This is a genomic window from Cobetia sp. PS-4MA (genome assembly GCF_057670765.1).
In genome coordinates this window covers 528150-553279 of the sequence record NZ_CM173107.1, presented here as the reverse complement: position 1 = coordinate 553279, position 25130 = coordinate 528150, and the positions used below count along the sequence as shown (strand labels likewise).

Below are 25130 nucleotides of genomic sequence, written 5' to 3'. Positions count from 1 at the left end.
TGCTGACATCCGTCATGTCCCCTCCTCCTGTCGAGCGCAGCGGGGCCTGACCTGACGATCATCCGTCGGCGTCCCGTCTAGAGCACCAGCCCGCTGGCTCTCACCACGCGTCGTTCAATGGCGCCTTCCAGCGTCTCGCGGCGGGTGCCCGCCAGCGTGACCCGCGACTTGGCCCGCGTGATGCCGGTGTAGACCAGCTCGCGGGTCAGAATCGGGTTGGCTCCCTCAGGCAACACGAATACCACATGGCGGAACTCGGAGCCCTGCGACTTGTGGACCGTCATCGCGAAGACCGTCTCCACCGCCTCGAGGCGAGACGGCAATACCGCGCGCACGCCACGGTGGAAACGCTGGATCTCGGTGTCCTGCCCATCACGCTCGGCGTCTGACGACACCTCCTCCTCGACCGGGAAGAACACACGCAGGCGCCCCCCTGCGGCGGGGTCCGGCAGGGTGATGCCGACATCGCCGTTGTAGAGCCCCAGCGCGCGATCATTGCGCGTCACCATCACCGGACGCCCGGCGTACCAGCCGCGTTCCTCGGCGATCAGGCCACGGCGCATCAGCACCCGCGCCACACGCTGGTTGAGGCCATCGACCCCATAGGGGCCACGGCGCAGCGCGCACAGCAGCTGAAACTCGAGCAGCAGATCGATCACCTCTCGTGCCGGGCGCCGCTCACGCACGGCCTCCAGCGCCGGGCGATAGCCATTGACCACCAGCGTCTCCAGATCGCGGTCCTCCGGGCCGCTGAGCTTCAGCCAGGCGATATCGCTGTAGCCTGTCTTCCAGGCGTCGCGCAGCGCCTGGCGGTCTCCGGCATTGCAGGCACGCGCCAGGGCACCGATACCGCTGTCGGCGGAGAAGCGGTAGCTCTTCTGCAGCACCACCACGTGATCGGCGAGTCGGCCGCGGTCTGCCGTGTCCTGCGTCTCCGAGACATCCGGCGTGGCGATGGCCTCATCCAGCGTTTCACCGGTCAGGCGGGCGAGGTCTGCACATACTGCCGGTGAGTAACGCGGCGGCAGCGCATGCTCGCAGAGATCGCCCAGCACGGCGCCAGCTTCCACCGAGGCCAGCTGGTCCTTGTCGCCGAGCAGAATCAGGCGGGCGTGGGCGGGCAGCGCGCCGAGCAGCGCCGCCATCAGGTCGAGATCGACCATCGAGGCTTCATCCACCACCAGCAGGTCCAGCGCCAGCGGATTGCCGGCGTGATGGCGGAAGTGGCGGGAATCCGGACGTGCGCCCAGCAGGCGGTGCACGGTGCTTGCCTCACGCGGGATGGCCGCGCGCACCGCGTCTGGCACCTCGAGCTTCGCCACCGCGCCACGGATCGACTCCGACAGCCGCGCCGCCGCCTTGCCGGTCGGGGCGACCAGTCGGATATCCAGCGCCCGCCGCTCATGCGGATGGCCTGTCTCATCGCTCCCGACACTGCCTACCACACCGCTCTCCACCTCCACACCGCCAGCTCCACCAGAAAGCGCCTGCGCCTGCAACAGTGCCAAGAGGCGCGTGACGGTGGTGGTCTTGCCGGTACCGGGACCGCCGGAGATCACCGTCAGGCGCTGACGCAGCGCCAGGGCACAGGCCAGCTTCTGCCAGTCCGGCGCGCCGTGGGAGTCCGGCTGATTGCTGGCGAACAGCTCGCGCAGACGCTCGCCCAGCGCATCGCTGACCCGCGTCTCGCCCTCCTCGCTCGGCCCCATCCGCGCACGCAGCCCTGCCGCGACTTCACGCTCGGCCTGCCAGTAACGGCGCAGATAGAGGCGCTCGCCCACCAGCACCAGCGGGCGCAGCGGCAGATGCCCCGCCGGGGAGTCGGCCTGCGCCAGCACGCTGACCAGCCGCGATTCCGCCAGCTGCTCGGCCCAGCGGCCGGCATCGAGATCCGCCAGGAAGGCTTCCGGCAGGGCCACGCTGACCTCGGCAAGATGCGCCTCGGACTGCTCCAGCGGTGGCAGCGACAGGGTCGCGCGTGGCTCGGCCAGCGCCCGCGACAGCGACAGGCACACATGCCCGCGCCCCAGCTGGTGGCTGGCCAGCGCGGCCGCCAGCAGCACGCTGGCCGGGGCCTCCGGCACATGACGCGCCATGAAGCGCACCAGATGGGCATCGACTCGCCTGAGCCAGCCCAGCTCCACCCACAGACCAAGCGTGGCGAGCAGGGTCTCGGCAGTCGGGGCGTCAGGGGCAGCGCTGAGCTGCTGCGTTTCCAAAGGCGTGGCGTCAGACATCGAAGGCCCCCTGCTGGCCGCTTTGCGTGAGTGGCGTGGTGTCGGTGGTGTTGAGGAGCAGGCTATCCAATGCGGAACTGTCACCGCCCAGCCAGAGATCCAGCGCCTCGATCAGCGCCTGTGATGGCCGACGCTGGAACACGCCGGGCGTCGCCACGCCGGGCGTCGCTGTCTCTTCAAAGGGCTGGCCGGGGGTCCCCGTGGCTTCATCCACCGCAAGCGCGGGTGAGTCACCGCCGGCATCCAGGCCGCGCAGGAAGACATACAGCACGCCACCCATGCAGCGTTCGTAATCGTAGTCCTCGCCGAGGCGCGCCTTGAGCAGGCGATGCAGCGCGAGGGTGTAGAGCACGTATTGCAGGTCGTAGCGGTGCTCGACCATCGCGCGGGCCAGCGACTCACCGAGGTAGTCCTCGGGGCGCTCGCCAAGATAGTTGGACTTCCAGTCCAGCACGTACCAGCGCCCGCCGGACTGGAAGGTCAGATCGATGAAGCCCTTGAGCATGCCGTGCATGCGGCGTGGCGCGAGCCTGGGCCGCGAGCGCGGCAACGGCTCCAGCGCGGTAACTACGGCGTCCAGCGGCAGACTGCGCGCGTGTACGGCCGGCAGCCAGAATTCCAGCTCCGGCTGCCAGGCCTCGAGTCGATTGAGCAGGATAGGCTCGCCCTCGAAGCCCTGCAGCGGACGGGTCAGTGCCTGCTCCAGCCAGTCGGTGAGACGTGGCTGCCAGCTGGCATCGAAGCCACCGAAATGCAGCCGCGAGCCCACCAGCCGCTCAAGCTCGCCGCGATAGTCCTCCGCACCGAGACGATCGAGATCCACCGCCTCCAGCAGGCCGTGCAGGAAGGTCCCCGGACGCGGCCCACGCGGGAAATCATGCAGATGGATCTCGCCCACCGTCATCGGCAGGCCGCCAGCCAGCAGCGGGCCGGACTGGCCTGCCACCTCGCGGTCCGGGCGCGTCAGGCCCTGCTCGCCTTCTTCCAATGCGATCTCGGTGGCGTCTTCGGGCACGCGGTCATCCTCGGCATCGCCGGTGTCTTCCAGCGCCGCCGTCACCTGACGGGCATCCGTGAGCAAGGCGGTGTAGGAGGCGATCCACCAGTCATCCTCGATGCCGCCGGCGAAGTGACGCGCGCCGTGGAAGTGCTGATCGCGCTCCGCCGGTGGCTGATAGTCATGACCGGGCAACTCCGGCAGACCGGACACGCGCGCCAGGCCGGCCGACTGCTGTTCACACCAGCGGCGCAAGGCAGCCTCGATGGCGCTGGCCTCGATCTCCTCGTTGTCACTCATGCCGAGCAGATAACCGATGGCGGTGACGGGCAGGCTGAGCTGCTTGCTGAAGCCGCCCTTGCCGATGGGCGCCAGCCCCAGCCAGCAGGCGAACTTGGGACGCGTCAGCGCCACGTAGAGCAGACGCACGTCTTCCATCAGACGTGCATGGTCGGCCGCCGCGATGGCCTCCTTGGAGGGCTTCTTGACCAGGATGCTATCATCCAGCGCGTCATCCTCCTGATCGACTCTCCGAGCAGGCACTTCCTCGTTATCGTCTTCCTCGTCATCGCTTCCCTCTTCAGCCGTGGCCAGCCAGCGCTGCTTGAGGGTCAGCAGGCCGAAATTCCTGTCCGGCTCGGCGGCGCGGAAGCTGGCCATGAACGGCAGCAGCACGATGGGATACTCAAGCCCCTTGGACTTGTGGATGGTGACGACCCGCACCAGCCCCTCATCACTTTCCAGTCGCTGACTGAGGCTGTCGCTGTCCAGCGCTTCATGGCCGGATTCCAGTGCCTGATGCCACCAGCGCAGCAGCGCCTGTTCGCCATCGAGCCGCTGGGCGGCATTCTGGGCCAGCTCCCCCAGGTGCAGCACGTCGGTCAGGGCACGCTCCCCCCCGGCGCGGGCCGCCAGCCGCTCACCGACCCGGAAGTCACGCATCACGCCGCGCAGCATCGGCAGCACGCCGCGCCGCTGCCAGTCACGGTGATAGCCATCGAAGCGCTCGACCTCGCGCTCCCAGGCCAGCTCATCCACCGCAAGCCGCTCGACCAGCGAGAGGTCATCCGCCAGCAGGCGTGTCGCCAGCGCGGCGCGCAGACGACGGTCATCCCGCGGATGGGCGACAGCCTCGAACAGCTGCAGCAGCTCGAAGGCCTCCGGCGTGTCGAACACCGAGCTCTTCTCGCTCAAATAGACGCTGCGGATACCGCCTTCGGCAAGCGCCCCACGCACCGCTGCGGCCTCGCGCCCGTTACGTACCAGCACCGCGATATCGCTGGCGGCCACGCCACGCGGCGGCGCATCTCCCTCGTCCATGAACACCAGCCCCGGCTCGCCCGCCGCCAGGCGTTGTTGGCCCTCGAGCAGTGTCTGGATCTGGGTGCGGCAGGCGCGACTCATGTCGCGGCGATGCGCATCGGCGCTCAGGCGCTCACCGTTGGCCCACCACAGATTCAGTGCACAGGCGGCCTCTTCGCGGCCATCCGGATGCCGCAGCACCAGCCGGGTGCGCGTGCCCTGGGCCTCGACCGGCTGGAAGGGAATGTCCTCACTGCCGAAGGGTGCGGGATGCTGGGCGAACAGCGCATTCACCGCCGCCACCATCGCGGCGCTGGAGCGGAAGTTGCGCGGCAGGGTGAAGCGCGAGGGGGTGACCTGGCGCGCCGCCAGATAGGTGTCGATATCGGCGCCGCGGAAGGCGTAGATGGCCTGCTTGGGGTCACCGATCATCAACAGCGTGCTGGGTGCCTCGTCAGCCTCGTCGCTGTCAGTAGCGTCAACGTGCTGCTCATCGAGCGAGCCATCGCCCGCCGTCTGTGGATAGATGCGCCGGAAGATGCGGTACTGGACCGGGTCGGTATCCTGGAATTCATCGATCATCGCCACCGGCAGTTCCTGACGGATCTGCCGCGCCAGACGCTGGCTGGCCTCGCCATTGAGCGAAGGGTCCAGCGCGTGGTCGAGATCATTGAGCAGGTCCGAGAATTCCCAGAGTCCCAGACGGCGCTTCTCGCAGATCAGGGCGCGGGCGACACTGTCACGCGCGTGCACGGCGACCTGATCCAGCAGCACGGCGTCCGGTGCCGGTACCTCGGCCAGCAGGTCCAGCGCCGCGAAGAAGGGGTGACGCGGCGTCTGGCAGTTCTTCCTGGTGCCCTTCTCGAGCTTGGCCTGACTCAGCCAGCACAGCTTCTTGCTGTCGAGCATGTCGGCGGCGAAATCGTGCTCGCCGCTGGCCAGCCAGGCGGCCGTCGCCGCCAGGCGAGGCTCCAGCTCGGCCTCCTTGTAGCTGTTGCCGTTGAGCGCCTTGCTGGCGAAGGCCTCTCCCATCACCGCGCGGATGGCCGGCTCATCGAAGCTTTCCTCGACGGCGCGACGGGCGGCCTCCTGTTGCTGACGCCACTGTTCGGCATTGCCGAGCAGCTCGCTCAGGTCATCCGGGGCCTCAAGACATTCGCCGTCGCGGTACAGCGGGCGTGGCGTGCCGTCACGCAACAGGCCGCGCAACTCCTCTCCCAATGCTTCCGGGCCGGCCCAGCGGCCACGGATCAAGGCCTGCCACTCGCGAGCCAACGGGTAGAATTCGCAGCGCCAGTAATCCTCGACGCAACGTGTCAGCAGCGACTGACCATCCTGCAGCAGCTCGGCGCCGAAGCGTCCGCCGGCATCGAAGGCATGCCGACTGAGCATGCGCTGACAGAAGCCGTGGATGGTGAAGATGGCGGCGTCATCCATCAGGCGCGCGGCCTGATCGAGGCGCCGCGCCGCCGCGGCCTTGAGGCGCGATGCGTCCTCGGCAGGTGAGGATGTCAGCAGCGGCGCGAGCAATTCAGCCAGGATCGGATCAGGACTGGCACGCCCCAGCAGCGCCTCACGCGCCTGCTTGAGGCGCGCGCGAATGCGGTCACGCAGCTCTGCGGTGGCGGCTTCGGTGAAGGTCACCACCAGAATCTCCGGCGGCGTCAGCGGACGCGGATAGCTCACGCTGGCCGCCTGCCCGGGCAAGGGGCCGAGCACCAGCCGCACGTAGAGCGCGGCGAGGGTGAAGGTCTTGCCGGTGCCGGCACTCGCCTCGATCAGATGCTGACCGAGCAGGGGCAGCGTCGGAATATCGAGGGCTTGGCCCTGCTGGCTCTGATCCATCTCGTCACTCATTGCCGCTTCCTTGTCCTGAGCGATGCCACTCCTCACGCCACTCTCCACACCGCTCATGCCTTCCCCTCTGGTATCGCTCATGACTGCCCCTTCCCGGTGGAGAGCTCCACCGCGCGCTCGCCGAGAATGCCCTGACGCACGCCGATCATGCTCTCGATCAACGGCTGATAGAGCTGCACGCTGTTGAGCACGCCGCCCGCACTGGCGAAGGCGTCAAACTCCGGCCACAGCTCGCCCAGCGCGCCTTCCTGTCGCCTGAGCGCCTGGGGGCCCTTGAAGATGTCTTCCGTGAAGCGGGTTTCCATGGCGCGCGACAGACTGTCGGCAAGCCAGGGCTTGTGGATGGCGGCCAGCGCCGTCTCAAGCGTTGGCGTGCCGTCAGCGGCCTGCGCCTTGAGTGCGCCGAACAAGGCACTGCGATCCTCCTCGCCCACTACCTCCCAGAGGGTGGTCGCCAGTTCCAGCGCGGCGGCCAGCGGCGCCTGCCAGCCCTGGGCATACGCCTTGACGAGATGGCGCAGCGCAGCTTCGGCCTGCTCGATGCGCAGCGCGGGGAACAGCAGCCAGCGGTCCTCGAACACCGCCAGCCACTGATAGCCTTCACGGCGCGTGCCCTGATCACCCGCCACCTCCCCGAGGCCGGGGCGCGCGTTGGCCATCAGCCAGTCGAGATAGCCGGCCAGCAGACGATGCGGCTTGCCGAGCTTCTTGTAGCGGCCCTCCTTGCCGGGCTTGAGGGTGCCGAAGTGGGTCGCCTCCAACGTGGCCAGCAGGCGGCTCTCGCCCTCGGCGTCATCGCGCAGTTGCCGACGGCTGATCAGACGCGTGGTGAGCGTCACCCGCAAGGGCCTGCCGTCCTCATCCTGCATGATCAGCGGTACCTCGAGGGTGCGCGGCGGCAGCGAGGTGGCATCGCTGAGCTGATCGCGCCAGCTGGCCAGCTGCTGATCGAGACGCTTGAGGCGCGGTTCGATCAAGGCATCGGCAAAGCCCAGCGCCGGCAGGCGCCCGGCCCGGCGCAGACGTTCGGCGGCCAGCGGCAAGGATTGTCCGGTGAGCGCGGCGTCCAGCAGCTCGCGGGTCAGGGTGAAGTTCTCCAGCCCGTCGGGGGCGAAGGGTTCGTTGTCCTCATCCGGCACCTCGGCATCGCGGAAGCGCACGCCAACGCGGTCCAGCCCCAGCTGCCAGGGGCGACGCAGGAAGCGCGCCAGCGAGTCCGCGCCGAGACGCAGATGGGACTCCGGCGCCTGCTCCACCAGCTGCTTCAAGGCGGCGGCCCCCGCCGCGCTCGCCTTGCTGGCCTCGCGTTGATTCGCCGGGGATGCCTCTGAGGTTGGAGCATGATCCGCCGCGCGATACAGGCTCGACCAGCTGGCGTCATAGCTGAACAGATCGCCAGCCGTCACCTGGGAGGCATGGAAATAGCGCCGCGAGAACGGCTGCAATGGATGCTCGGTGATCAGACGCTCGCGCAGGGCAGCTTCGCGAGAGACACCCGGTGCCTCGGCATGCGTCTCGGGGGTCCAGCCCAGCTCGATGTAGTCGAGCAGTTCACCGACCAGTACCGAGGGCGGCCGTTCGCCGTTGTCGCGCTGGTCACGCCCGACCCACGAGATCGACAGGCGATCCCGCGCCGCCAGCAGCGCCTCCAGGAACAGGTAGCGATCATCGTCACGCCGTGAGCGGTCTCCCGGTTGAGGGCGGCTGGCCATCAGATCGAAATCCTGCGGCATGCGCACGCGCGGGTAGTCACCATCGTTCATGCCCAGCAGGTGCACTTCGCGGAAGGGAATCGCACGCATCGGCATCAGGGTGGCGAAGTTGACCCGACCGGCAAGGAAGCGCTGGGCGAGACCGCCGCTGTCAAGCTCGCCACGCAGCGCCTCGCGCACCACCTTGAGCGACAGACAGCCATCGAAACCGGCCTGCTGCCAGCCCTTGTCGAGGCGGGAAAGCGCCGCCTGCAGACGCGCCAGAATGTCGAATTCCTCGGCACTGTCCGGGCTGAGGCTCTCCTCCCACAATCGCTGCAGCGTAGTCGCCCAGTCCGCTGGCGTACGCGAGGTGTCCAGCCAGCGGCGCCAGCGATCCAGGCTCTCGATCAGCTCGCCGACCTTGCCTGCCAGTTCGGCCTCGAGACCGGCCACTTCATCGAAGGGCACCACGCCATCGAAGCTCAGGCCGTTCATGTCGACAAGGCCATCCATCAGGCCGTCCATCAGGTCGTCCATCAGGTCGGCGCTCTGCTCACCTTGTACTGGGGAGCCGGCCGCCGGGGCCCCGGTAGCGTAGCCCAGCAGCATGCGCTCGAGGCCGAAGCGCCAGCTGTTCTCGTCGAGGGGCATGAAGCCGAGCTGCTCCCGGTGCTCGCCGGAGAGTCCCCAGCGCACGCCGCTGTCGGCCAGCCAGCGCCGCAGGCGCTCGAGCTCGCCCTCCTCGATGGCGAAACGACGCCGGAAGGCGGCGACATCCAGCGCATCCAGCACCTCGCTGACGCCGAGGCGGCGCTCCGGCAGCTCCAGCAGCATCAAGACCAGTCCGAGCAGCGGATTGGCCTGACTGGCCACCCGGTCGGCGATGGTGAAGGGAATATGGCGCGGATTGCCCGGCGGCAGCTGACCGAACACCGCCTCGATATAGGGGGCATATCGGTCGATGTCCGGCACCATCACCAGGATGTCGCGCGGCCGCAGCGGTTCGCCCTCCCCCTGCCTGGCCGCCTCGTGGGCACGTTCGAAGGCCGCCAGCAGGCGGTCATGCAGAATCTCGACTTCGCGCAGCGCCGAGTGGGCGCTGACCAGACTGATGGAATCATCTTGCGCCTCCAGCCTGCGAGGACTTCCCTCGGCCAGGGCGCGCTCGCCGGGATGCACCAGCTCGAGAATCTCGTCCTGGATCTGATGCAGCAGTGGTGCCTGCCCGGGCGGCGTATCCTCGCTGATGCGCGGCACGAAGACGTCTAGCTCGAGATCGAAACCGCTGTCGCGGCCGGACAGCGCGCTCTCGAATTCATACAGATTGACGATGAAGTCACGCCCCTGGGCACCCAGCCCGGCCAGCAGCGGATTGGCCTTGAGGTGCAGCTCCTCCTCCGCCAGCCCGGTCAGCGACGGTGCCTCGGGGTGACGGGCACGCTGTCGCGCGACGCGCTCGCTGTCCATGCGCAGACTGTCGGCTCTCATACTGCGCCGCACGGCTTCGCGGTCGGAGACGATATCGCCCCAGTAATGACGGCAGGGATTGGTGATCATCAGGTAGATGTCCATCACCCCGGACAGCGCATGCAGCGCATCCAGCGTCTGCCCCGGCAGTGCCGAGATGCCGAACACGAACAGGCGTGGCGGCAACGGGTGGCGGCGTGATGAGGGCAGTGATTCCAGCGCGCGCGCGGCCGCGACGAAGCGACCATGCAGAGCGGCACGGTGATGTTGCCGGCTGCTGGGCGGCGCATCCGCCAGTACCGCGCGCCACAGGGCCGGCTGCCATTTCTGGCTGGCGGGCAGGTTGTCCGGCAGCAGATTGGCGGGCAGCTCGCCTGCGGCCTGCTGACGCGCGAAGGCATCGCGGAAGTTGTCATCCTCCAGCCCGCTCTCCCAGCTGCGCACCCACTCGGGACGGTAGTTGAGGTACTGGTCGAAGAGATCCGCCAGCTGGCAGGCCAGCTGCCACTGCTGACGCTCTGCCTCCGGCCCCTCGGGCAGTGCAGGCAGGGCACCCTCATCGACTGCCTCGATCAGCTGGCCACGCTCATCGCGACACAGGTAATCCCTGAGCGGCGCATAGCATTCCGCCTGGGATTCATCGGCCAGCAGGCCCGGCAAAAGGCGCAGCAGACGCCAGGCAAGCGGGCCCTTGTCGAAGGGTGACAGCTCCGGAATCTCGTCGCCCAGCACGCCACCCAGGACCCCGCGATAGGCACGCCACACGAAGCTTGAGGGCAGTGGAAAATCGACCGAGGCAGCGATGCCATCGGCCTCGGCCAATGACAACCTCAGCCACTGGGCCATGCCGTTGGACTGGACGAGAAAGGTTTCCGGCACCAGCGGAGGCTGGGGAGCGGCCTTGATCACCTTGAGCGCCAGATCGCGCAGATCCTCGAGGTGATTGGCGTGAAGAACGGTAAACATGCGGGCATCCTGCTGGCAAAGCCCCCGAGCCCTCATGGCCGAGGCGAGACGAGTCGAGAGCGAGGCGTGACGAGTGCCTCCATCCTAGCGTCGCCTCGGCGCTGGCCCAAACGAAAACGCGCACCACCCCGGAGGGTGATGCGCGTTTTCAGGCAGATGAATGCCTGACTGGTCGGGAACAGGCGCCCTGGCGCCGAGTCAGTGCTCTGCTCAGCGCGTGATTTCCATCAGCTCGCGGCCGCGCGGACTGAGCGCCAGCCACAGACCCAGCACCACGCCCATCAGCGACAGCGCCGCCACGTACCAGGTGGGCGACAGCGGCGAGACGGTCATCATCAGCGAGACCAGAATCGGCGTGAAGCCACCGAAGATGGCGTAGGCGACATTGTAGGAGAACGACAGCCCGGTGAAGCGCACTGCCGGCGGGAAGCCGCGGATCGCGATGCTCGGCACCGCGCCGACGATGCCGACGCTGAAGCCGGTCAGGCAGTAGAGCGGCACCAGCAGGCTGGGGTCCGAGTGCATGGTGGCCAGGAAGACCCAGTAGGTGATGCCCAGCAGAGCGCTCCACAGCACCAGGGTCACCCCGGCACCGATACCATCGACCATGTAACCGGACACGATGCAGCCGATGCACACCGCCACGATCGCCAGACTGTTGGCGGAGAAGGCGGCGGCACGAGTCAGCCCCTCGAGCTCCGCGATCAGGCTCGGCGTCATCAGGATCACGACCACGATGGCGGCAGTCAGCACCCAGGTGACGGCCATCGCCACGGCAATCGCCGGACGCTGTTCACGCAGGATCATCTTCAAGGGCAGCTCGGCGGCCAGCGCCTTCTTCTGCTGCATCTCGGCGAAGACCGGGGTCTCGTGCAACCAGCGACGCAGGTAGACCGAGAACAGCCCGAACACGCCACCGATGATGAACGGAATCCGCCAGGCGAAATCACTCACCTCTTCGGGGGTATAGACACTGTTGATGGCACTGGCCATCAGCGAGCCGAGCAGGATGCCGCCCACCAGCCCCATCGACAGGGTGCCGCAGGCCAGACCATTGTGACGCGGTGCGACGTGTTCGCTGACGAACACCCAGGCCCCCGGCACCTCACCGCCGACTGCCGCACCCTGGAAGATGCGCAGGATGATCAGCAGCAGCGGCGCCCACATGCCGATGACGGCATAGGTCGGCAGCATGCCCATCAGCAGGGTCGGCAACGACATCATGAAGATGGACAGCGTGAACATCTTCTTGCGGCCCAGCGTATCGCCGAAGTGGGCCATGATGATGCCGCCCAGCGGGCGGGCCAGGTAACCGGCAGCGAAGATACCGAAGGTCTGCACCTGACGTAGCCATTCGGGAATGTCGGGCGGGAAGAACAGCTGGCCGACGACGGTGGCGAAGAACACGAAGATGACGAAGTCATAGAACTCGAGGGCGCCGCCGAGTGCGGACAGGCCAAGTACCTTGATGTCACCACGCTTGAGCGAATTTTCGTTGGGCAAATCGTGGGCAGCGGTGGCTGAGCCCGCTGCGGGGACGGAATCGTTCATGGATCTCTGTGTTAGCGGGGGCTGGTGTCCAGCGATGGTCAAGAGTGATTCACGCGTCGCGCATCTTGTTGTCGTGTCGTCTTTCAGCACAAGCCTCGCAGACGCCACTTACAGGCGTTCTAGCGAGCGCAATGGCAGAAAGCACCGGGGTTGCCCCGGGCGTGGCGATGGTGCGGAATCCTGCCAGCGTACGCTGCATCACTGTATTGCGAAAAACACAATATTGCTCGATGCAGTCATGCGTCTCATGTAACGCACCCAGAGTAGCAAACACGCCCGTAGCTGGGTAGCGCCCGCTCACGGATTACGGGCGGTTTCTGCAGCGAGGGACACGAAATGTCGCAAGCGCGCGAAGGGACATGAAAGCCCGGCCAGGCAGATCAGGCACGAAAGACGCAGACGAAACACCCCGGCGCCTGAACAGGCAGACCGGGGTGATGGGAAGTCGTCGGGAGGCACACAGGTGCATTGGCGAGGTGAAGGTGGCGCATCGACGTGAGCGATGCCCTTCTCGGGGCAGCTTCAGCTGCAGTAACCCCAGCCTTCGAGACGATGACGGATATCCTCGACCCGCTGACGATTCTTGCCGAGGTCGGAATGTCCCATGCGTGACACGCTGCGTACATGACAGACGCCTTCCTGTTCATTGCAGACGATTTCCACGTCATCGACGAAGCCCAGCAGGGGCGTGTGGAATTCCGCATGCAGATAACCGTCATCCGTACTGATGATTTCCGCATGACCCATGGATTCGATGATGCTGTGCATCTTCTCCATCGCGCTCAGGCAACAGTCCGTCGGCATCGGGAGCGGCGCTACGTAATGCTTGCTGTCGGAGGCCTGGGAGCTGACCCCGTTGGGGGTACTCGGGGGTGGTGCCAGCAGCCCATCATGCAGGCCGAGGTTATCGGGGCGAGGTGAGGCAAAAAGACCGTGGCGCATTGCGATTCCTTCCTGTCATCTCTGGGCATCGGCAACGGCTTCCCATGTTGCCGGCCTGATTGTTGTTCATTGGTCGTCCATCGATTCCTGCCTTTCTGAAGCCACCCTGACGCTGCCATCGCCGGGGCATGTCGGATTTCGACACAGGCCTCGACTTTCAGCGTAGCGACTTTTGTCGATTTTGCCCGTGAACGGGATTGATCCAGATCAACTGCCTGAAAATGCGCTCCAGATGCACGACACATGATGCCCTCCCCTTCGCCCGACCAGACGCAATCCGTACACTGAGCACATCCAGACTCGGACGTCAGCTCGACCGGGTTCGTGATTCTCCTTCTGACACCGCAAGGAACGCATCGTGAGCTTCCGCTTTCTGCATACCTCGGACTGGCATCTCGGCCAGAGCTTCCATGGCCAGAGTCGCCATGTCGAACATGCCGCCTTTCTCGACTGGCTGCTGGCACGGCTCAAGTGTCTGACCCCGGACGCCCTGCTGATCGCCGGTGATCTGTTCGATGTGGTCAATCCGAGCCTCGCCGCCCAGGAGCTGCTCTACGACTTCATCGTGCGCGCCCACGAGCAGGACGCGGCGCTCGAGATCGTGATGATCGCCGGCAATCATGACTCCGGCTCACGCATCGAGCTGCCGGCTGCCCTGCTGGCCCGCCTCAAGACCCATGCGTTGGGCCGTGTGCGCTGGGTCGATGATTCTGCCGACAAAGGGGATGCCCACCATCTCGACTGTCAGCATCTGCTGGTGCCGTTGCATGATCGTGACGGCAAGCGCCGCGCCCTGTGTCTGGCGGTGCCCTTTCTGCGCCCGGCCGAGGTCACCGGCTTGGGAGCTGGCGAGGATGAGTCGCAGGACGTGAACAAGCCTGAGCGCACCCGCAGCGAGGCCTATCGCGCGGGAGTGGCCCGTGTGCACGAGCAGCTGGTCAGCGCGGCGCGTGCCGCCCGCCAGCCCGGCGAGGCGCTGATCGCCATGGGCCACGCGCACATGCGAGACGGCGAGGTCTCCGAGAACAGCGAGCGTCCGATCCTGATGGGAGGCGAAGAGGCGCTCTCGACCAGCCTGTTCCCCGACGACATCGCCTATGTGGCGCTCGGCCATCTGCATCGTCCGCAACGCGTGGGCGGCCAGGAGCGTATCCGCTATTGCGGCACGCCGCTGGCGATGGACTTCTCCGAGGTCGATTACGGTCACCGCGTGCTGGAGATCACTCTCGAAGACGAGACACTCGCGGGCGTCGAGGAGCATCGCGTGCCCTGCCATGTCGCGCTCACGCGCATCGGACCGGCACCGCTGACCGAGATCACCGCCCAGCTCACGGCGCTGGTCGCCGAGGCAGACCGTGAACTCGAGTCGGCACGCTGGCCGTGGCTTGAGGTAAGCGTGCAGCTGGAAGCGCCCGTCATCGACCTGCGCGCGCGCATCGAGGCACTGCTGGAAGACGCGCCGCTGCGGCTGATCAAGCTGGTCACCCGCTATCCGGCGCCCAGCGCCGAGAATCGCGCGCCCAAGGGCGTGAAGCTCGATGAGCTGGGACCGATGGGGCTGTTCGAGCGCCACTATCGCGCCACCTATGACAGCGAGCCGGCCCCGTCACTGATCGAGGATTTCGCCCAGCTGCTCGAGGAGGTCGAGATCGCGCGTGAGGCACGCCTGGCAGGGGAACCGAGCAAGGCCACCAAGCCCGGTCGCCAGGCCGACAAGACAGCCTCGGCAGACAAGGCCAAGGGAGGTCAGGCATGAAGATCCTCGCCCTGCGCCTCGACAACCTGGCCTCACTGGCCGGCGCGCATGAAGTCGACTTCGAGAAGGCGCCGCTGTCCGATGCGGGCCTGTTCGCCATCACCGGACCCACCGGGGCCGGCAAGAGCACGCTGCTCGATGCCCTGTGTCTGGCGCTCTACGGCACCACGCCACGCCTGCGCCAGACCCCGAGCGGCGGTCAGCTGGAGGATGTCGGCGAGCATCAGCTGACCCTCAAGGACCCGCGCAGCCTGCTCCGGCGCGGCTGCGGCGAAGGCAAGGCCGAGGTGGACTTCATCGGCCGCGATGGCCTGCGCTATCGCGCCGACTGGACGGTCAGCCGCGCGCGCGGCAAGCCCGGCGGGCGCCTGCAGAACGCCAAGCAACATCTCCAGCTGCTGCCCACGGCCGATGACACCCAGTCAGCTCAGACCCTCAATACCACCAGCAATGACGCCAAGGCGTTGATCATCGACAGACTGGGACTGAACTTCGAGCAGTTCACCCGCGCCGTGCTGCTGGCCCAGAGCGAGTTCAGCGCCTTCCTGCGCGCCAACGACAACGAGCGCTCGGAGCTGCTGGAGAAACTGACCGACACCGGCCACTACTCCGATATCTCGATCGCCGCCCACGAGCGTGAGCGCAGCGCCCGCGAGGCCGTCAACGAGCTCGAACGCCAGCTGAATGGCCAGCTGCCGGCAAGCCCGGACGAGCGCCAGGCACTCGAGGATGAGGTCCGTCTACGCCAGACGACCATGACCCGCCTCAGCGAACACCATGATGCGCTGACGGCCTATCACCTGTGGACCACCACAGCGGGCGAGCTCGAACAGGCCCTGGGTCAGGCGCAGCTCGAACAGAAGGAGGCTCACGCCGCCAGTGCTGCGCTATCCCGTCAGCGCGAGCAACTCAGCGCCCTGGAAGCCCTCGCGCCGATTCGCCCTGCCCTGCTGCGCCTCAAGGCGATCTCGCCGCAGCATGCCCAGCTGGCCACGCAGCTCACCCGGGTACAGCAACAGCTCGGCACTCTGTCACCACGGACCGAGCAGGCCCGGGCCGACAAGCTGGCCGCCGATGAACGCATGCAGCGCTGCGAGACCTGGCGTGGCGAGCAACTGCCCAAGCTGGAAGAGGCCCGTCAGGTGGCCTCGCGTCTGGCGCAACAGCGCGAGACACATGTCAGCCAGCAGAATGAACAGCAACGCCTGCGCGACACGCTCGGCCACCATCAGCAGGAGCTGGAGACACAGGATCGACAGCGCCAGCAGCTGGATCATCAACTCCAGCAGCTGCAGGCGACGCTGGTCGACGAGTCCGGTCAGCCGCTGAGCGATGCCGAAGACCATCGGGACCAGCTGCAGCGTCAGCGCGATGCATTGCTGCAGCTGAAACCTGTGCTCAGCGAGCAGATCAATGGCCTGGCCCGCCGTGATGAGGTCCAGCAGCGCCTTGTCGAGCTGGAGCAGCTGCTGCCTCGGCAGCAACAGGCGTTGCGCGATGTGGCTGCCCGGCAGGCCCAGGCATTGCAGGCCCGTGATCAGGCGCGCCACGAGGAAGACGCCGAGCGCCGCCAGCAGGAGCAGGAGCGTCTGGCACGCAGCGACAACGTGATGGCGCTGCGCCGTGGGCTGGTCCATGGCGAGGAATGTCCGGTATGTGGCAGCCATGAGCACCCCGCCGCCGACCAGGCCGCGCCGGCCGAGGCGCTGATCGCTCAACTGGAACAGCAGGCCCGCGAGCGTCTTGAACAGCGCCGACAGGCCACGGCCACCGCGCAGCACGCCATGGAGGCGGCCAGTCACGAGCACGCACGTCTCGAGCAGCAGCTCGGCTATCTGCAGCAGGAACAGGCGCAGCTGCACACGGAACGACAACGTCTGCAGCAGCAGGCGCAGACCTGTCAGTCGAACCTGACCGACATTCTGGCTCGGCATTCGCTGTCAGAGCAGCCGCTGCTTGAGTCCCTGCCCCAGCTGCCTGCCGCACGAGCACTGGAACTGATCGAGCAGCGCCTTGGCGAACTGGACGCCCGTCAGAACGCGCTGGTGACGACGCTGCGTCAGCTGACGCCGCTGCGGGAGCAACGCCAGGCACTGGCGACACGCCACGCCACGCTGACGACGCAATGCCAGCATGGCGAGGCGCAGCTTCAACAGTGTGAGACGCAGATCACTGCGCTGGCGCGCGAGATCGAACAACTCAGCGCCACGCTTGCCCAGCAGCTGAGCGCAGACCCCAAGCGACAGCATGCCAGCGTGAGCGACTGGTCCGACTGGATCGAGTCGCTGACCACCCGGATGCGCAACGAGCAAGAGGATGCGCGGCAGGCACTGCAGGAGTTGAGCGACCAGCAACAGCAGCTGACGCAGCAGCAGGCCAACCTGCAGCAACGCCAGACGGAGCTGCGCGAGGAGCAAGACTCGCTCGACCGCGAACGCGCGCATTGGCAGGCCGCGAACCCTGGCCTGGATGACGCGCGTATCGAGGAGTTGCTGGCCGTCGAGGATCACGACCTGCAGGCACTGCGCCAGCAACTGCGTAGCGCCCACGAGCGAGTCGCACGCGCGGATGCCCTGTGTGAGGAGCGCAATGCGCGTCAGCTCAAACACTGGCAGGCCGCTCGGACCTCCGACTGGCAGGCAGCACTCGAACAGCTGGCAGCGCCCGCCGAGGACACGACTGGAGACGATACGCAGGCAGACGGTACCGCGGGAGACGGTGCATCAGGAGCTGAAGAGCTCGGCGTCATTCGCGGCCAGGCCAAGCAGGCATTGGCGGTGCATGCTCGTCTGCAGGCCCGCTTGCAGGAGGCCCCGGAAGAAGGAGCCGCTGGCACACTGACGGGTGCGCCGCCAGGGCCCGAGGACGACACCCGCGAGCTTGGCGAGGCGCTGGCCAGTCTGATCACGGCACTCAAGACACCGCTCGATGCCGTGCGCGAGGCCCATCAGACGGCACAGGCGGCGATACTCAATGATGATCAGCGCCGCAGTGGCAGCGCCGCGCTTGCCGAGCGTCTCGCAGCCGCGCGGGCCGAACATCAGCGCTGGGGGGCGCTGTCGGAGCTGATCGGCAGCGCCAGCGGCGCCAGGTTCCGCACCATCGCCCAGGCCTTCAATCTCGAGCGCCTGATCGAGCATGCCAATCTGCACCTGACCAATCTGGCACGTCGCTACCGTCTGGCCCGCGGCGCCAGCCCGCTGGGGCTGGTGGTGATGGATACCGAGATGGGTGATGAACTGCGCAGCGTTCACTCGCTGTCCGGCGGCGAGACCTTCCTTGTCTCGCTGGCACTGGCGCTGGGCCTGGCGGGCATGGCTTCCGGCGAGCTGCGCATCGAATCGCTGTTCATCGATGAGGGCTTCGGCAGTCTCGACCCGGATTCGCTGGCGCTGGCGATGGAGGCATTGGATGGCCTGCAGGCCAGCGGCCGTCGCGTCGGGGTCATCTCGCATGTGGCCGAGATGCATGAACGCATTCCGGTGCGTATCGCGGTGCGCCCCTCGGGCAACGGCCAGAGCCGTCTGGAGATCGAAGGCTAAGCGCCGCCAGGCCTCGCAAAGACAGATAACGCAGAGACAGATAACGCAAAGACAGATAACGCAAAGACAGGTAATGCGACGCTAGGCATCACGGAGCCGCTTGAGACGCCGGCTGGCAAGCTGATCCGCCAGTCGGGTCGGCTCGGGCAGCTTGGTCTTGCCCAGACAGTGCAGGGTCATCGAAAGCGCCGTCTCCAGATTCATGCGCTGGCCCGGCGAGACGAACACCGGCTTGACGTTGAGGCGTGACCGCAGCACGGCGCCCAGCCGGCTGCGCTGTTCGCGTCTGGGCAGCTCGGTGTCCTCGATGATGCCGAGCTCGGCATCCGCCTCGCGTACGCGATCCGTCAACGCGACCCAGTCACCACGCGCATCGCCCGGCTCGCCATGCTTGCCGCACAGACGCTTCTTGGCCACTCCGAAGGACGGCAGGTCACACCACAGGCCAAGATGCGCCGCCACGCCCAGGCGGCGCGGATGGGCGATGCCGTGACCGTCCACCATCAGGCATTCGGGCGGCTGCTCGAGTGCCTCAATGGCGGCGATGGCAGCGGGCAGCTCCCGAAATGACAGCAGGCCCGGAATGTAGGGCATGCGGGTCGGCTGACGGATCAGCTGTTGCTCAAGGGGTTCCAGGGTCGCCAGATCCAGCGTCACCACCGCCGCACGTGTCACCTCGCCTGCATCCTCGAAGCCGATATCGACCCCCGTGATGGTCGCCGGCCAGTCCTCGGGGCTTGCTCCCCAGGGCGGCGTCAGCGTCAGTCGCGTCGCCATTTCGCGTTGCATGGCAACGGCGTCGGCAGGGTCGAGATTCCAATCGTGCAGTGTTGTCGTCCACTCACTCATGCACTTACTCATGCATTCCCTCACGGCGGTTGCGGGTCTCTCCCTCTCAGATGCTATCGATCGCCCTCACCTTCAAGTTGCTTGCCCAGTGAACGCAGCACCTCCGCCGCCTGGTTGCGGAAGCTGTCCAGCCCGTTGCCGACCTCCCCCATGCTGCGTTCCAGCTGACGCGAGAGCCGATTGGAAAGCGGTTGATCCGCGCGTGCCGCCAGCTGCTCCGGCGTCATGTCGAGCACCAGGCGGTAGCGGATGTCGCCAGGGGCCGCGGCGGCGAGCGGATCACTGACGGCTTCACGAGTGAAGCGCGCGAAGTCGATGCTGGCCGCCTTGTCACCGCCTTGCGGGCGGATCAACAGACGATGGATCTGGCCACGCGTATCACTGAGCACATCCTCGACCCGACCCAGCACCTCGCCCTGCGGCGTGACCACCGGTGACTGCCGCAGGGCCTCCAGCGAGACCAGCGGGACGCGAATCTCCGGCGTGGCGCTGCTGGCGGGCATGCCGGACTCGGCGTGGGCCGCGCTGAGCGACAACCAGGGTGTCGCCAGCAGAGCGCACAGCATCAGCTGGCGGGCGGGCGCGGCCTTCAGGCCACGGCGCAGGGCATCGAGTGAAGAGATCATGTGGGCATCCTCGGGAAATGATGGACGGTGGACGCTCCACCGCTATGCCAGAACAGGATACCAGCCCCTGTGGCGCCTTTCGTCCAGGCACAAAAAAACCGGCACCTCGTGAGAGGTACCGGTCTTTTCAGAAGCCGTGGCCAGCACTGTGTTCAGCGCCGGCCAGACTCAGGCCTGATCAGGCGCGACGACGGTCGTCGTTGCCACCTTCACGGCGCTGCGGACGAGCGCCCGCACCGTCTTCTGCCAGTTCCAGCGGACGGCCAGCGACGCGAGCACGCGCCATCTTGGACACGATGCTGGTCGGCAGACCGCTCGGCAGCTCCACGACACTGTGCGTGTTGCGGATGTCGATGCGACCGATGCGCGAACCTTCGATGCCACCTTCGTTGGCGAGAGCGCCAACCAGCTGACCCGGCTTGACGCCGTCACGATGGCCGACGGCCACACGGTAGAGCTTCATGCCTTCACGTGCGACCGGCGCAGAGCTGCGACGCTCACCACGCTCCGGACGCTCGCCGCGCTCAGGACGCTCGTTGCGACGCGCACCCGGCTTCGGCAGGGACTGGATCGGCGTCTCTTCGGCGCGAGCCATCTTGACGAAGACCGCGGCCAGCTCGACCGGATCATGACCTTCCTCGATCAGGCTCTGCACCAGGGCGCGGTGGCCATTGGAGCTGCTGCCCAGGGCTTCGACGACGCGAGCACGGAAGGCCGCGTCACGGTGAGCACGGATCTCTTCTTCGCTCGGCAGCTGGCGTTCGGTGATGCGCTGGCCCAGGGCCTGCTCCATCCAGCGAACCTTGCGCATCTCGCGACCGCTGACGAAGGTGATGGCGCGACCTTCACGACCGGCACGACCGGTACGGCCAGTACGGTGGACGAAGGATTCGCTGTCACCCGGCAGGTCGTAGTTGAAGACGTGGGTGATACGCGCCACGTCCAGACCACGAGCGGCGACGTCGGTCGCGACCAGCACGTCGACCTTGCCACGCTTCAGACGCGTCACGGTACGCTCACGCAGGGACTGGTCCAGATCACCGGACAGTGCCGCAGCGGAGATACCGCGAGCCATCAGCTGCTCGACGACGGTGGTACAGGCGGCACGAGTCCGCACGAAGACGATGGCGGCATCGACGGTCTCGACTTCCAGCAGGCGAGACAGCGCTTCCAGCTTGGCGCCGCCTTCGACACGCACCATCATCTGCTCGATGGTGGAAGCGGTCTTGGATTCGGACTTGATGGCCACCTTGATCGGGTCAACCAGGTAGCGGTTGACGATACGCTCGATCTCGGTCGGAAGCGTCGCGGAGAAGAACACGCGCTGTGCTTCCTTCGGGGTATCGGCGACGACGCGCTTGACGTCATCGATGAAGCCCATGCGCAGCATCTCGTCGGCTTCGTCCAGCACCAGGGCGGACAGGCCGTCGAGCTTCAGGCTCTTGCGATCCAGGTGGTCGATGACACGACCCGGAGTACCGACGACGATCTGGGCGCCGCTCTTCAGGCTGCGCATCTGCTCGCGGTAGTCCTGACCACCACAAAGGGTGGCAACTTCCAGGCCACGCATGAACTGGCCGTAACGAGTGAAGTTGACAGCGACCTGCTGAGCCAGCTCACGGGTCGGAGCCAGCACGAGAACCTGCGGCTCGCGGCGGTCGAGGTCCAGACGGGTCAGCAGCGGCAGAGCGAAGGCCGCAGTCTTGCCGGTACCGGTCTGGGCCTGACCGATCATGTCACGGCCATCGAGCAGGCTCGGGATGGTCTGGGCCTGGATGGGGGACGGTGTTTCGTAGCCCAGCTTCTCGAGAGAGGTCAGGACGGCAGGCAGCAGGGCAAGATCGCTGAAGCGATCGACGACGGAAGTCGTGGTCATGTATATCTCACACCTAAATGGCTACAAGTGAAGCTTGTAGCTGAAGAATGGGTCGGCTTGAACCGACACGAAGCGTAAGGGCTCCGTCTGGCGATGCCGTCAGGCACGAGGCGCTGGCATCATCAGAAAAAACGTACGAGTGCTTGGACGTCTTGGCATGGACGGGCCCGGGTTGCTCTGATGGCAGACGCATTTCCGCTATCAGGCACAACGCTGCGGCGACCGTACAGCAACCAGAGGCTCTCCACTTGAGAGTCTCGGGGCGCTCCATCATGCACACTGTGGACTGGGACGGGTCTTGCGTCGCGGCGGCCGGACATCGAAGGATCGAGGGGTCACGGAGGGCTCGGGGCAAGCTACGCCACTCGGTCCGGGAGGCGCGAAATTACCGTCTGAAGGCCTGTCAAGAAAGGCGATCACCGGCTTCGGCTACTCAGGATGGTGGGTCACTACATGCGAGGAGCTGGCATTCTAGCAGTCCCTCGCGCATTCTGCATCCTTTCTTTTGACCTTGGTCGCAGGCCAGGCGTCTGTCGGCGCAGGCCACACTCGCCAATTCCCTCTGACAGGAGACGGCATGACTGACGTGCAAGACCCCACCACCCCCTCACCCGCCGAGCCCATCACCACGCTGTGGGTCGATGCTGACGCCTGCCCGCGCGCGGCGCGCGACATCCTGGTCCGCGCCGCGGAGCGGACCGCGACCCCCACCTGGTTCGTGGCCAATCATCAGGTGCCGCTGCCACGCTCGGTGCATGTCAAGGCGCTGTCCGTCCCTGCCGGTGCCGATGCGGCGGACCAGTTGATCGTCGAGCGCGCCCGGCCCGGCGACATGGTGATCACGTCCGACCTGCCGCTGGCGCTGGAGGCGATCGAGAAAGGCGCGCTGGTGATGACGAGCCGCGGCGAGACACTGGATGCCAACAACATCCGCGCCAAGGTTCAGATGCGCGATTTCATGGAGAGCATGCGTTCCAGCGGCGAACACACCGGCGGCCCCTCCACCTATGGCCAGCGCGAGCAGCGCGACTTCGGCAATGCGCTGGATCGCTGGCTGGCCAAGGCCAGACGAACCAGGCCGTGAAGCCAAACGCCTCGTCCCGGCCGCGATGGCTTCAGTGGTGGCGGCGAATGCCCTGCCCTGTCAGGCGCTCACGATCATGCGGTGCCTCGAGATCCAGCGTCGGGCCGAGGGGCACGATACCGGTCGGATTCACCGCCAGCTGACTGCCGTAATAGTGGGTCTTGATCTGCGCGAGATCGCAGGTCTCGGCGACGCCCGGCCACTGGTACAGCTCGCGCAGGTAATTCGAGAGATTGGGATAGTCACTGATGCGGCGCTGATTGCACTTGAAGTGGCCGTGATAGACGACATCGAAGCGCAGCAGCGTGGTGAAGAGGCGGATGTCCGCTTCGGTCAACCACTCACCGACCAGATAGCGCGAGTCGGCCAGACGGAGTTCCAGTGAATCCAGGCAGGCGAACAGCGCGGTGAAGTGACGCTCATAGGCCTGCTGACTGGTGGCAAAACCGGTCTTGTAGACGCCATTGTTGACCTTGTCGTAGATCTCGGCATTGAGAGCGTCGATCTCGCCGCGCAGGTCTTCGGGAGAGAAATCCAGGTCATTGCCGGTCAGCGGATCGAAGGCGTCGTTGAAGATGCGCACCAGGTCAGCGGATTCGTTGTTGACGATGCGCCCCGCCCTGCGATCCCACAGCGCCGGTACGGTGACACGACCGGTGTAGTGCGGGTCGGTCATGGTGTAGAGCTGATGGTGGTAGCGCACGCCGTTGATCGGATCGCCACTGGAGCCCTCTTCCTCGAGATAGCTCCAGCCATGTTCCAGCATGTAGGGGCTGGTGAAGGACATGCCCACGACCGACGTCAGTCCCTTGAGAGAACGCATCACCAGCGCACGGTGGGCCCACGGACAGGCCAGCGAGACATAGAGATGATAGCGCCCGACTTCGGCGGGCACGGCGGACTGGCCGTCAGGGCCCTGCTCGGCCGCACCGGGGGGTACGACCCAGTCACGCAGGCTGGCACTCTCGCGCTTGAATTCCCCGCCATTGCTGTCGGTATCGTAACCACGGTTCTGCCAGGTGCCATCGACCAGTAAGCCCATGAGGAAATGTCCTGTCATGCAAGGTGAGGATAGCCATTCAAGGGATCGCAGAGGAGCCATGGTCCCCGCACGCAACGAATGACGCCTCTCCGACAAGTGGTAGCGCCCAGAGGCTTTTCCAATCCCCAGCCGCTTTCTCATGTGGCTCAGGAGTGCTTCACCCCCCTTGAACGCTGTGATGCAGCTGCTCGACCATCGCACGCACGCCAGGGCCGGCGCTGTCGGCATCAGGCAGGTAGAGATGAATGTCGATCTCACGCTCGCCGCCGTTGAGCAAGGGCAAGGGCACGAGTGCCCCCTGGGTCAGCGCCTGCGAGATTCGTGAACGCGGCAGCCAGGCAAAGCCCAGGCCACGCTCGGCGAGATCGACGGACGTCGCCAGATGACTCACCGTCCAGCGCTCCTCTGCCTTCAGCCAGCCGGCATCCATGCCTGTCGAGCGACTGCTGTCGCGCACCACCAGCTGTCGATGCTGTTCGAGGTCACGCAGATCCAGCGGCCGTCCCAGCGCATGCAGGGGATGCCTTGGCGCCGCTACCGCCACGAAGGTTTCCCGCACCAGCAGGCTACCAAGCTGCCCTTCCTGTGGCAGCGCGCTGACCAGCAGATCGACCTGGCCGGCATCCCAGAGCTCACTGCCACCCGTCAGGGTGGTTTCGTGCAGCTGTATCCGTACCTGGGGATAGGCCGCGGAGAACCCCTCCAGCGCACGGGCCAGCAGGTCCGAGGGAAACAGCTGGTCCACGGCCAGGCTTATCTCGCTCTCCATGCCTTGTGACAGCGCCTGGGCCACATCCTCCAGCGCGCTGGCACTCTCGATCAATTGGCGTGCGCGACGCAGGAGCATCTCGCCGGCCTCGGTCAGGCGCACGTTGCGCCCCACCGGCTCCAGCAACGGCACTCCCAGCAACGCCTCCAGGCGATGCACCGCATGATTGAGCGTGGAGGGGCTCTTGTGCACGGCCTCGGCGGCTCGGGCAAAACTGCCATGATCGACCACGGCGGCCAGCATCTGCCATTGGGCCAGAGTCACTCGAGACGACATCGGACATTCTCCACTGATTTCTTGTTGCCACGCGGGCGCACGAAAGGCGAGACAGGGCGACACGAGCGACGCCACCCTGCTGTCCCTCTGGACAATCTTCGCCCCCTTCAGAGATCTCATGTTGCGACGCCAGAGCATCATGTGCCAACACGTTCGCCACTCTGCGTCACAATCCTCTGACAACAGGACGCTATCCTCGTGATGTACGCACTGACTTGCAGAATATTTCGACGAAGTTACAAAATTTAACAGCAAGCAGATATTACTGTGAGAACAGCGTTTCTTAAGCAAAAATGG

13 protein-coding genes and 1 pseudogene are annotated in these 25130 nt (G+C 66.2%); 4 read left to right on the top strand and 10 right to left on the bottom strand.

Going from position 1 to position 25130, the window contains the following annotated elements; all coding sequences use genetic code 11:
* Positions 1-77: 77 nt before the first annotated feature.
* From recD to AC26AR_RS02385, 5 genes are all read right to left on the bottom strand, one after another.
* Positions 78-2237 carry an exodeoxyribonuclease V subunit alpha gene (gene recD, locus AC26AR_RS02405; RefSeq protein ID WP_488107498.1) on the bottom strand — a complete coding sequence of 720 codons (2160 nt, stop codon included), beginning with the start codon at positions 2235-2237 and terminating at the stop codon, positions 78-80.
* The gene (recB, locus tag AC26AR_RS02400; RefSeq protein ID WP_488107497.1) at positions 2230-6474 is read right to left on the bottom strand and encodes an exodeoxyribonuclease V subunit beta; all 4245 of its coding nucleotides are present in this window, start codon (positions 6472-6474) and stop codon (positions 2230-2232) included. Before recB ends, recD begins: the two co-directional genes overlap by 8 nt.
* Positions 6471-10520 carry an exodeoxyribonuclease V subunit gamma gene (recC, locus tag AC26AR_RS02395; protein WP_488107496.1) on the bottom strand — a complete coding sequence of 1350 codons (4050 nt, stop codon included), beginning with the start codon at positions 10518-10520 and terminating at the stop codon, positions 6471-6473. Before recC ends, recB begins: the two co-directional genes overlap by 4 nt.
* Positions 10521-10730: 210 nt before the next feature.
* The gene (locus tag AC26AR_RS02390; RefSeq protein ID WP_488107495.1) at positions 10731-12071 is read right to left on the bottom strand and encodes an MFS transporter; all 1341 of its coding nucleotides are present in this window, start codon (positions 12069-12071) and stop codon (positions 10731-10733) included.
* A 522-nt stretch (positions 12072-12593) separates the two neighbouring features.
* A complete protein-coding gene (locus AC26AR_RS02385) occupies positions 12594-13013 on the bottom strand; it encodes a DUF1499 domain-containing protein (RefSeq protein WP_279874681.1) in 420 nt (139 codons plus the stop codon).
* Positions 13014-13371: 358 nt separating this feature from the next.
* Between AC26AR_RS02385 and AC26AR_RS02380 the strand changes: the two genes are divergently transcribed.
* The 3 genes and pseudogenes from AC26AR_RS02380 (at position 13372) to AC26AR_RS02370 (ending at position 18311) form a co-directional block, all read left to right on the top strand.
* Positions 13372-14769, top strand: coding sequence for an exonuclease SbcCD subunit D C-terminal domain-containing protein (locus AC26AR_RS02380; RefSeq protein ID WP_488107494.1), 1398 nt, complete (start codon positions 13372-13374; stop codon positions 14767-14769).
* Positions 14766-15443, top strand: a pseudogene (locus tag AC26AR_RS02375) (AAA family ATPase); the annotation flags it as partial. The gene AC26AR_RS02380 and the pseudogene AC26AR_RS02375, both read left to right, overlap by 4 nt.
* Positions 15444-17984: 2541 nt before the next feature.
* Positions 17985-18311, top strand: a complete 327-nt coding sequence (locus AC26AR_RS02370; protein ID WP_488107873.1) for an SbcC/MukB-like Walker B domain-containing protein — start codon at positions 17985-17987, stop codon at positions 18309-18311.
* An 81-nt stretch (positions 18312-18392) separates the two neighbouring features.
* Here the strand turns inward: AC26AR_RS02370 and nfi are convergent, their stop codons facing one another.
* From nfi to AC26AR_RS02355, 3 genes are all read right to left on the bottom strand, one after another.
* Positions 18393-19160, bottom strand: coding sequence for a deoxyribonuclease V (gene nfi, locus AC26AR_RS02365; RefSeq protein ID WP_488107493.1), 768 nt, complete (start codon positions 19158-19160; stop codon positions 18393-18395).
* Between the two features lie 53 nt (positions 19161-19213).
* Positions 19214-19786 carry a PRC-barrel domain-containing protein gene (locus AC26AR_RS02360; protein WP_488107492.1) on the bottom strand — a complete coding sequence of 191 codons (573 nt, stop codon included), beginning with the start codon at positions 19784-19786 and terminating at the stop codon, positions 19214-19216.
* A gap of 178 nt (positions 19787-19964) precedes the next feature.
* Entirely contained in the window at positions 19965-21662 is a 1698-nt protein-coding gene (locus AC26AR_RS02355; protein WP_065392493.1) for a DEAD/DEAH box helicase, read from the bottom strand.
* A gap of 577 nt (positions 21663-22239) precedes the next feature.
* Between AC26AR_RS02355 and AC26AR_RS02350 the strand changes: the two genes are divergently transcribed.
* Positions 22240-22746: a YaiI/YqxD family protein gene (locus tag AC26AR_RS02350; protein ID WP_191236568.1), complete on the top strand. Its 507-nt coding sequence runs from the start codon at positions 22240-22242 to the stop codon at positions 22744-22746.
* 31 nt (positions 22747-22777) lie between these two features.
* On the opposite strand, the gene AC26AR_RS02345 is transcribed toward AC26AR_RS02350, so the two are convergent.
* Both AC26AR_RS02345 and AC26AR_RS02340 read right to left on the bottom strand, forming a co-directional pair.
* The gene (locus AC26AR_RS02345) at positions 22778-23788 is read right to left on the bottom strand and encodes a glutathione S-transferase family protein (RefSeq protein ID WP_488107491.1); all 1011 of its coding nucleotides are present in this window, start codon (positions 23786-23788) and stop codon (positions 22778-22780) included.
* A gap of 157 nt (positions 23789-23945) precedes the next feature.
* The gene (locus tag AC26AR_RS02340; RefSeq protein ID WP_077379163.1) at positions 23946-24833 is read right to left on the bottom strand and encodes a LysR family transcriptional regulator; all 888 of its coding nucleotides are present in this window, start codon (positions 24831-24833) and stop codon (positions 23946-23948) included.
* Positions 24834-25130: the final 297 nt, after the last annotated feature.